Origin of the sequence: Allobaculum sp. (genome assembly GCF_047010065.1) — a bacterium.
GTDB classification, from domain to species: domain Bacteria; phylum Bacillota_I; class Bacilli_A; order Erysipelotrichales; family Erysipelotrichaceae; genus Allobaculum; species Allobaculum fili.
Genome location: NZ_JBKXLD010000091.1, coordinates 1 through 9,488, shown reverse-complemented (window position 1 = coordinate 9,488; position 9,488 = coordinate 1). Strand labels below are relative to the sequence as shown.

Genomic DNA, 9,488 nt, shown 5'->3' with positions numbered 1-9,488 from the left:
ATCCAAGGCCGTCCAGACGGCCGATGGAAGCATCCAGCCACGGACTTGGCCAGCTTTGCGCTAAACTGATTCGCGAACTTTCCCCTCAGCAAGTCGTGATCGGACTGGGCGGAACCGGAACCAATGACGGCGGCATGGGCTTTCTGGGCGCTTTTGGAGCCAGATTTTACGACCGCAGCCGTCATCTGCTTCGGCCGAGCGCGCAGAACTTAAGCAAAATCGCGTTCATCGACAAGCGGGAATTTTCCTTCCCGGCGTCGGTTCAGTTTGTGGCTGCCTGCGATGTCTCCAATCCGTTTATCGGAGAAAACGGAGCCACGCATGTGTTCGGCCGGCAGAAAGGTCTGCGTCCGTTTCAGATCGCGGGCGTGGAAAAAGCAATGAGCTGGTTCTGCGCGAAAATTGATCAGACCTTTCATGTTAATCTCAATGCATATCCCGGAGCCGGCGCGGCCGGCGGACTGGGCGGCATGCTTGGCGCCGTCTTTGACGCCCGCATCGAGTCCGGAATCCGCCTTCTTGCATCCGGAAGCCGTATGATTGAAGAAATTCAGGACGCGGATCTTGTCATTACCGGGGAAGGGCAGAGCGACGAGCAGTCCGCCAACGGAAAAGCGGTCGCGCAGATCGGAAAAATGGCCAGCCAGTACGATAAACCGGTCGTCGTCATCAGCGGAGCCCTCTCCACCGGCTATGAAAAGCTGTACGATCTGGGGATCGACGCGCTGTTTTCTACCGCGGACCGGGCTATGTCGTTTTCACAGGCTCTCAAAAGCGGTCCGGAAAAGCTCGAAGCCCAGGCGGAAAATATCATGCGTCTGCTTCAGGCCGCAGAAAGGATTTACAGGCGATGAAATCTTATGTTTTAGTTTCGAGCGCGCTTTGCGCCAGCCTTGTGCTGGGGGCCTGTTCGAATACTTCGAAAAAGCCGTATACCGTTATTGATGTGACGATGGATGAACTCGATACGCTCTTAGAGGAAAAGAAAACCTTCCCTCTGCTCGTCGAGCGGGAAGGCTGTGCGTTCTGTGCCGCGATGAACAGCTATATCGATCAGACGAAAAACGAACATGACAACATCACGGTCTACCATCTCGATACCACCGAATTCAAGCTGTTCCGCAAAGAGGAAGGCGCCAAAACGCTGGTCAGCGATACCGAAGACGGCAAGCGTCTGCTGGAACTGTTCCCCTATTTCCTCTATACGCCGGCGATTTACCGCATTGAAGACGGCAAGCCGGTGGACGGCGCGTTTGGCTATGACGAAACCAGACATACCGTCTCCCTCTGGAATCTCGATTCCACTATCGACTGGGACGGCGCGCAGAATATTCCCGTCTGGGACTATCTCGAAGAGTGCCAGCCCAAAGCGCAGTAATTCCTACGGACAGGCACGTCCCAGAAAAACAGGAAAGTCAGGCAGGATCTTTTCATAGGTCCTGCTTTTTCATGGCAGACCGTTTTACTTTGTTATCCCGGACAGATTACAGGCGTGAAAAAGCGCCATTTTGAGGGAAAATCGACAGGTTTGCGGCGAAAATCGCACCCAATACGAGGGATAGAAGAAAAGAAACACCGCTCTGCGCTTTGTGCGCTAGAATGTAAGAAAATGTAACAAAATGCGCCGCCAAGTCCCGCTGCACGCAGGGCTTTTCTGCGGCCGCTTTTTCTTCTTTTACCGGGCAAAAAGTGCCGGTCAGGGAAGGAAGAATTATGGAAAGGCAGGATATCATTTATGTCTTCAACGAGATCGAGTGAACTGGAAAACAATGTTTTTTTCTGGCAGAAGCTGGATACGCTGGTTCTTTCAGGAAATATGGAAACCATTCGGCAGGCCGGATCGCCGAGCGTGGACTATCCGCGGCTCTCCTATCCGGTGGACTATGTACGGATCACGGACGCCATCAGTGCTAACGGGGTACCGCTGCTCGGGTTTAAAGGCGAAGGCAAGGGCCTTAGCGTCACCGCGATTATTGTGCAGGCGGACATTCTCGAGCGGGAGCTTCTGACCAAAGTGCTCATTGGCTGCGACGAAGAAGAGACAGAACGCATCGTCAAGTTCATCAACGCGGCAGAGTTTCAGAAAGCCATTCTCGTACGCCGTTCCAACACCGTTCCCACATGGGCGCAGGCGGAACAGTAAACCGTATTTTTTTTCAGAGAATCCTTTAAAAAGAGTGTGAAAAAGACGTATGAAAACGCGAATCTTTTTTCCTGAAGGTCAGAGGAAGTGCGGTGGGGGTTTTGTGTTATACTGGAACAAATGGAGGTAATTCCCAATGGAACTGAAAGATTCTCAGACCTGGAAAAATCTCGAAGCTGCGCTCGCAGGTGAGTCCCAGGCATACACCAAGTACCAGTGGTTCGCAGCCCAGGCGAAAAAAGAAGGCTACAACTACATCTCTAACATTTTCACAGAAACATCCGGCAACGAAAAAGCTCATGCGAAAGTATGGTTCAAGTATCTGCACGAAGGACAGGTACCAGATACGCTGACCTGCCTGCAGATGGCTTGGGATGGTGAAGACTACGAAACCACAACCATGTACGCAGACTTCGCTAAAGTCGCTCGTGAAGAAGGCTTTACCGAAATCGCACGCAAAATGGAACTGATCGGTGAAATCGAAGCCCATCACAGAGACAGATACGGCGACATGATGAACCTGATCAAGAACAACCTCGTGTTCGAGAAACCGGAAGAAGTAAACTGGATCTGTCTCAACTGCGGCTATGTAACAAAAGCAAAAGCTGCACCGAAAGTATGCCCAGTCTGCAAACATCCGCAGGGCTGGTTCGAAGCTGTTGTTGACTACAACCAGAACCTTGCTAATCCTTCCCACTAGTTCGGTTTAACCCGAAAGAAAATACAATCGGAAGACACAAAGCCGCTTGCGCAAAACGCTGGCGGCTTTTTCTATGGAAAGAGAGATTGAATTTTTCATCCTTTTCGTGCAGTAAGCACGACGGGGGCAGTCTTGAAAAAGTGGCTGATTCTTTTGGCATGGGTTTTGGTACAATAGCCGTATGACTCAGGATATTGTTCGACAGGCCGAGCGGACGATGCGATGGCTGGAAGAAGGCCATACGCTCGTCTTTTCCAATCCGCGCCTTCTGGCTCGAAAAAACGGCGATACGATTGCGATCAGTGCACCCGGCTATACGCTTCGTCTGCGTACTGAGGACTTTGTTTCGCTTTACGGCCATCTGGAATGCGCCGTGCTGAACGAAAAGGAAGGCATCGACGAGCAGAAGGATGAAGAATACTATGCCTGGAGGAGAATCAAGCAATGAAAAAAGAGAAAAAACCAGTACCTGTTATTTATACGACGACCGCGCGCGGCTCGCTGTTTCGCTCCGGATCCGTCAATTCGACGCTTTATTTTGCGATCAATCCGGATCCCGAACTCTTGGAGTCGGAGCCGGAGTACAGAGAATACTTTGAGGAAATGAAGACGAAGGAAATCCCGCAGGCCATCGTCAACAAATTTGTGGTCAGCCAGCCGTTATACATTACCAACGATCGGATTCCGTTTGTGATCTTCAAATCCAACATCGACGAATACAGCCTGAAGGAATTCTGCAAAGCCATCCTGCAGGAATTCAGCTTCCATACCGGAAAGGCGCATACCGGCGTATACGGCTTTGACAAAACGATGTTCCTGGAAATTGGCAAGGAACCGCGTTTCTCGTTTACCCAGCATGGCGACAAGCTGACCCGCAGCGAAGAGATGGAACGCTTTAAAAATCCGCTTGCCTTTGAAGGCGACATGCAGGATCAGGGCATCATGGTGCCGTTTTATGCCTGGAAGGAAGAAAAGAGACGTCTGGCCATTCAGGAGCAGGAAAAAGCAGCCACCGAAGAGGAAGAAGTCGTTTCCTGGTAAGGCTTTTTCAGACAGAATCAAAACGGCGAACCCGGCGCGGTCCGCCGTTTTTTTACAGGACGGTTTTCGTTTTTAGCCCAGTAAAATCCGAACAGGGAAACGTCCCTGTATCGTAAAGACAGGTTTTACTGGACAGGAGAGGAATGGAATTATGCGAATCATTCATCTGGCCGACCTTCATTTAGGCAAGAAGGTGTTCGGCTACAATCTCGAAGAAGAACAGCGCGACATGCTTGCGCAGGTTTTAGCGCTCGTGGAAGAGAAAAAGACGCATGCGGTACTCCTTTGCGGCGACATTTACGATACCGCCATGCCGCCCGTCAGTGCCGTCGAGCTGCTGGACTGGTTTTTAAACGAGCTGCACAAACGGGGGCAGAGCGTGCTGATGATCAGCGGAAACCACGATTCCGCCGGCCGTCTAAGCTTTGGCTCGCAGCTGCTCGAAGCCTCCGATCTGCATATTGCCTCGGTGTATGACGGATCTGTCCCGTTTGTGGATCTGGAAGAAGGCGAAGAGCGGGTGCGCGTCCATATGCTTCCGTTTATTAAGCCCGTTACCATTCGGGCGGTCCACGAAAGAGAGTGCGCGAGCTGGGATGAAGCAATGGCGATCGCAATGGAAACTGTCGAGCTCGATTCGAGCGTGTCCAATATTCTGATGAGCCATCAGTTTTACATGGGCAGTGAAACGAGCGACAGCGAAACTCATTCGGTCGGTACGCTCGATCAGATTTCGACTTCTTTTCTCGAGCCGTTTGACTATGCGGCGCTCGGTCACCTGCATAAGCCGCAGGCAGTCGGCGATGAGCGCTTTCGCTATCCGGGAAGCCTGCTCAAGTATTCCGCTTCGGAACTGGACTGGCCGCGCGCGTTTACCGTACTGGAAACGCAGCCCGATCACTCGGTGAAAATTGAGCGGATTCCTGCGGTGCCCAAACGGGATTTTGTGCGTCTGCAGGGGACGTTTGATGAAATCGTCAGCCGGGAATTTCGACAGAGCGTCAATCCGGAAGACTACGTCTATATCGTTCTCGAAGATGAGCAGGAAGTGTTCCAGGCGTTTGAAAAGCTCTCCAGCATTTACGAGCGCCTGCTGAAAATAGAATATTCCCATCTTCATAAAGGCATCAGCGAGCAGGATCTTCAAAACGTTCAGACGAAAATGAAATCCTTTGAAGAAATCGCCTGCGAATTTTTTGAACTTCAAAACGGCATCGAACCGTCGCCCCAGCAGAAAGAGGCGCTGTTCGATGCCTGGGAGGCTGTCCATGAAACCGATTAATCTGAAAATGAGCGCGTTTGGTCCGTACGCCCGTACGGAAGAGATCGATTTTCGCGTGTTCGAAAACAAGGGACTCTTTCTGATCAGCGGCGATACCGGTGCCGGCAAAACGACAATTTTTGACGGAATCGTCTACGCGCTTTACGGCGAACTGTCCGGGGATGTACGCAAACCGGGCATGCTTCGTTCCAAATACGCCGATCCGTCCACGGAAACGTATGTAGAACTGGTGTTTGAAGTCGGCGATCAGACGTATACGATCCGCCGTTCGCCAGAATACGAACGCCCAAAAACGCGCGGAACCGGCATGACCAAGCGGCCTTCCAGCGTGGAAATGATTCTTCCTGACCACAAAGCCCTGACCAAGCAGATGGAAGTCAGCGCCAAGGTGCAGGATCTGCTCGGGCTGGATATGAAACAGTTCAAGCAGGTCGCCATTCTGGCGCAGGGCGAATTTCTGAAACTGCTGCTGGCCGGGACGCAGGAGCGTACGGAAATTTTCCGGGAACTGTTCAATACGGTTGAGTACGACCGGCTTCAGAAGGAAATCGCCGAACAGGCCAAAGCGTCCGCCCAGACGTGCACGGGCATGGAAGACGACCTTCGGCGCGCCCGTCAGGCGCTTGAAGGGGTGGATGAGGAAACCCGCGAAGATACGGCCTTGTTAAAAGCCTGGCTCATCCAGCAAAATGCCCGCATGGACCAGCTGGCACAGCGCTTTGAAAAGACCACCAATGAAAATGATGCCATTCAGAAAAAGGCAGGACGTCTGGAAAGCCAGTCTCTGGAGTACCAGAAATGGAAAAAGGCACGCAGTGCCTGGCAGAGTGCAAAGCCGCAGTTTGACCGGCTGCAGGAAGAAGCACAGAAACTCGAAAGCCAGAAGGAGAAATTCGAGCGCCAGAAAACCGAAGAGAAAAAGCTGGAAGAACAGATCACCCGCTATGATGAAGCCCAGACGGCCAGTACCCAGGCTGCTCAGGCGCAGGCGAAAACGAGACAGGCGGCCCAGCTGGCGGAACAGATGCAAAAGCAGCTCGAAGAACGCACTGGACAGATCCAGGACACAAGAAAATCGCTAGAAGCCTTTTCGCAAAGCGAAGTGGAGCTGGAAAAAGTCAAAGTTCTCTTCGATCAGTTTGAAGAAATCCAGAGTCTGGAAAAGAAGCGTCGGACCGAACAGAAAACGCTGGAACAGGAAGAAGGAAACTGCGGCCGCCTTCTTCGCGAAGCCGATCAGGCTATGGAAAGCTACCGGCAGGCCAGTTCTCTGTTTTTAGCCGGGCAGGCCGGCATTCTCGCCAGTCATCTCGAAGACAGTCACCCATGCCCCGTCTGCGGTTCTCTTTCTCATCCATCGCCGGCTGTTTTGCCGGACAATGTCCCGGATGAAAAAACGGTGCAGAAACTGGAGAAGGCCTCTTCGGCAAGCCGCAATGCGGCAGTGCAGGCCTCTCAGACATGCGCGGTACTGCGCAGCCGGATCGGCCAGTCGGATACGCAGATCGCGGCGCTCAAGGAAAAAATCCCTGCTGAGGAAAGTGCAGAGAAAATTACAGCGCGCAAGGCGGAACTCGAAAAAGAAATTCAGCAGAAAGCCAGACTGAAAAAGCAGCTCGATCAGCTGGAAGCTGCGCAGGAAAAAGAGCAGAAGCAGCTCGAAAGCCAGAAAACACAGCTTGCTTCCCTGCAAAGTCAGGAAGCAGCGGCCGTGCAGAAAGCCAAAGTCCTTCGGGAGCAGCTGAGCATTGAAGATCCGCAGAAAGCGAAGGAAGCTCTGGACAGCCTGCGAAAAGAGTGTGCAGTCTATGAAAAAAATGTGAAGGAAAACCAGGCCCAGCTGCAGCTGGCCCGTCGAGAGATCGACCAGGCGCAGGGCGTGCTGTCCACCTTTGAAAAAGAACCGGAAGATCCTGCCAAAGAGCTGGAGAAAACCAGCTTGCAAAAAGAAGAACTTCGAACCCAGCTGTCCGCCTTGCGAAAAGAGCAGCTCAATCTGCAGGCTCTGGTGCAAAACAACCAGCGCCAGCTGAAAATCTGCGAAAAGATCGAAGCCGATCTGCCGGCCGCACGCAAGGAAGCCGGCATGCTGAAAAATCTGTCCGATACGGTAAACGGTTCGCTGAAGGGCGTGCAGAGAATCAATCTGGAAACGTATGTGCAGACTGCTTTTTTTGAACAGATCATCAACCGCGCCAATACACGGCTTTTCACCATGACCAGCGGACAGTATGAATTGAAACGCGCACAGGACGAAGGCGGCCGTGCCAAGTCCGGTCTGGGCCTGGATGTCTGCGACCATTTCAACGATTCCGTACGGCCGGTACGAAGTCTGTCCGGCGGCGAACAGTTCCTGGCTTCTCTCTGTCTCGCATTGGGTCTCTCGGAAGAGATTCAGGCAAGCGCTGGCGGAGTTCGTCTCGAAACGCTGTTTGTCGACGAAGGCTTTGGATCGCTGGACGAAGAATGCCTCAGCAAAGCAATCGACGCGCTGGGCCAGATTGCATCTTCCCGAATGGTCGGCATCATTTCCCACGTCGAATCTCTGATGAACCGGATCGACAATCAGATTATGGTGCGCAAGGATCCGTCCAAAGGCAGCTATGTGACCATTCAGACAGCCTGAATCTGTTCGTAAAGCGAGGAAAGAAAAAGTACCTCGCCGGGCGGCTGCATAAACTTTCGAAAAACGATAAAGCTTTTGGCCAAAGATAAAGCCAAAGGCTTTTTGTCTGCCAGACTGAAGGGTTATCCCAAAACGACATAGAAGCTTTAGACGCTGCGGGGATTGTTTTCCTCCCTTCGAAAGAAGGTTTCGACGATGAAGCTAAGGAATTTCTCGAACAAGTCAGAAATTTAGAGGTTGAATATGCGCAGGATTATGACAGCCCGCGAGAGAAATTGTTCTGAATATGCGGTGATCTAGCCGATAAAATCCAAGATCAAATCGCCCCATAACGGATCAAAGTCAGAAAAATGTGGCAGCTCTGGTGAAATAGAACTTAACAAGTTTAGGGCTCCAGTCGAATCTCTCGAGCATGCAGCGGTACGAACGTCATTAAAGACAGACGGTTTTAGCTCTTTTATGTTCAGTGCACTTCTCCCGGCATTTTACTGCCGGTCGATTTAGATGTAGACATTTTTATGAAAAGTAAAGTTTCGTAGAATGGATTTGTTCTGTCCGTTCGCTGACAAAAGCTTTATTCACCGCGTTTCTGGCAATAAAGTAAGGCAAGATCAAAAGCGGCTCTCAGAAAAAAACTCTCTACGGGGAGAAATTTGAAAAACGAATGCACTGTATGGCGTTAAGTTCGTTGTTATGGCTTTAACCAGTACGAACCGGGTTGAGACGCCTCCTGGGAGTACCGGTTAGCATGCCGCTCCATTCTTTTGCAGAAAGGGGAATAATCTTGGAATCTTTTGATTAGGATTTGGTTGAAAGATACGTACGATTGTTTTTACCAACGGCGATGCTCGGCGGGTATGGATCGGAAATGTGACAAAAGCTGGCGATCATCCTATCGAAACGGATGACACGATAGGTGTCACGGAAGCTGATGAGAGCTTTAATGCTTATTTCCCTGATGAAATAGAATCCATTGAATTTGTGGACCCCTAACCGGGTCTTTTTCTTTCGGTAGAGGCTGTCTGTTTATGTGCAACAGAACCAATTCGATCCGACAGTCCCTGAATAAGTGCGCTTTGATGGAGCCATAGAATTTGAGGGGAATTGAAATTCTGAGTGCTTTAAAGGATGGGTATACAGTTGGTTGAAAACTGCTCATAGTTCTGTCTCTGCGGTTTCCAAAAGATCTATTTCTTTTGAGTAACAGACCGAACAAACCGTTCGCAGTCTTGCTTGTTCCCCGGTCTTAAGGCATGAACTTGAAATTTTGGGTAACCCCCGTAAGAAACGAAACCGTTCTGGAAAAGCCGTCTTCTTAAGGCCAAAACGGGCCGGGTTTTACCGGCAGAAATAAGCATCGCGTTCGGCAGAGATAACTATCAACGAGAAGGATAAAAAGAATTTTATGCTTCAGAAGATTCTGCATTTCTGTTTCCGTTCATCCAAAATGAAGCCTTCTACGCTCAAATGGGTATAAAAAAACCTTCAGGCAGTTACCTGAAGGTAAATTTACGAATGGTGGAGCGTAGGAGGATCGAACTCCTGACCCCCTGCGTGCAAAGCAGGTGCTCTCCCAGCTGAGCTAACACCCCACATAGAGTAAGAAAAAATAAATAAAATGGTGGGCCTGAATGGACTCGAACCAGCGACCTCATCCTTATCAGGGATGCGCTCTAACCACCTGAGCTACAGGCCC

The 9,488-nt window shown here is 51.0% G+C and carries 9 protein-coding genes and 2 tRNA genes; 8 read left to right on the top strand and 3 right to left on the bottom strand.

Annotation, left to right across the window (positions count from 1 at the left end):
* On the top strand, positions 1-854 hold an 854-nt coding region (locus ACLUYS_RS08050; protein ID WP_412659556.1), incomplete at its 5' end, for a glycerate kinase.
* Positions 851-1,378, top strand: a complete 528-nt coding sequence (locus tag ACLUYS_RS08045; RefSeq protein ID WP_230267171.1) for a hypothetical protein — start codon at positions 851-853, stop codon at positions 1,376-1,378. The genes ACLUYS_RS08050 and ACLUYS_RS08045, both read left to right, overlap by 4 nt.
* A gap of 106 nt (positions 1,379-1,484) precedes the next feature.
* On the opposite strand, the gene ACLUYS_RS08040 is transcribed toward ACLUYS_RS08045, so the two are convergent.
* Positions 1,485-1,733, bottom strand: coding sequence for a hypothetical protein (locus ACLUYS_RS08040; RefSeq protein WP_288338666.1), 249 nt, complete (start codon positions 1,731-1,733; stop codon positions 1,485-1,487).
* A gap of 2 nt (positions 1,734-1,735) precedes the next feature.
* Between ACLUYS_RS08040 and ACLUYS_RS08035 the strand changes: the two genes are divergently transcribed.
* From ACLUYS_RS08035 to ACLUYS_RS08010, 6 genes are all read left to right on the top strand, one after another.
* Complete coding sequence (locus ACLUYS_RS08035) at positions 1,736-2,143, top strand: Inorganic pyrophosphatase (protein WP_230267173.1); 408 nt, start codon at positions 1,736-1,738, stop codon at positions 2,141-2,143.
* A 136-nt stretch (positions 2,144-2,279) separates the two neighbouring features.
* Positions 2,280-2,843, top strand: coding sequence for a rubrerythrin (gene rbr / locus ACLUYS_RS08030; protein WP_230268499.1), 564 nt, complete (start codon positions 2,280-2,282; stop codon positions 2,841-2,843).
* A 181-nt stretch (positions 2,844-3,024) separates the two neighbouring features.
* Positions 3,025-3,291, top strand: coding sequence for a hypothetical protein (locus ACLUYS_RS08025; RefSeq protein ID WP_230268500.1), 267 nt, complete (start codon positions 3,025-3,027; stop codon positions 3,289-3,291).
* The gene (locus tag ACLUYS_RS08020) at positions 3,288-3,884 is read left to right on the top strand and encodes a hypothetical protein (protein WP_412659555.1); all 597 of its coding nucleotides are present in this window, start codon (positions 3,288-3,290) and stop codon (positions 3,882-3,884) included. Before ACLUYS_RS08025 ends, ACLUYS_RS08020 begins: the two co-directional genes overlap by 4 nt.
* A gap of 151 nt (positions 3,885-4,035) precedes the next feature.
* Complete coding sequence (locus ACLUYS_RS08015; RefSeq protein WP_230268502.1) at positions 4,036-5,166, top strand: exonuclease SbcCD subunit D; 1,131 nt, start codon at positions 4,036-4,038, stop codon at positions 5,164-5,166.
* Positions 5,153-7,792, top strand: a complete 2,640-nt coding sequence (locus ACLUYS_RS08010) for an AAA family ATPase (protein WP_412659554.1) — start codon at positions 5,153-5,155, stop codon at positions 7,790-7,792. Before ACLUYS_RS08015 ends, ACLUYS_RS08010 begins: the two co-directional genes overlap by 14 nt.
* 1,516 nt (positions 7,793-9,308) lie before the next feature.
* On the opposite strand, the gene ACLUYS_RS08005 is transcribed toward ACLUYS_RS08010, so the two are convergent.
* Both ACLUYS_RS08005 and ACLUYS_RS08000 read right to left on the bottom strand, forming a co-directional pair.
* Positions 9,309-9,384 (bottom strand) — tRNA-Ala (locus tag ACLUYS_RS08005).
* A gap of 27 nt (positions 9,385-9,411) precedes the next feature.
* Positions 9,412-9,488 (bottom strand) — tRNA-Ile (locus tag ACLUYS_RS08000).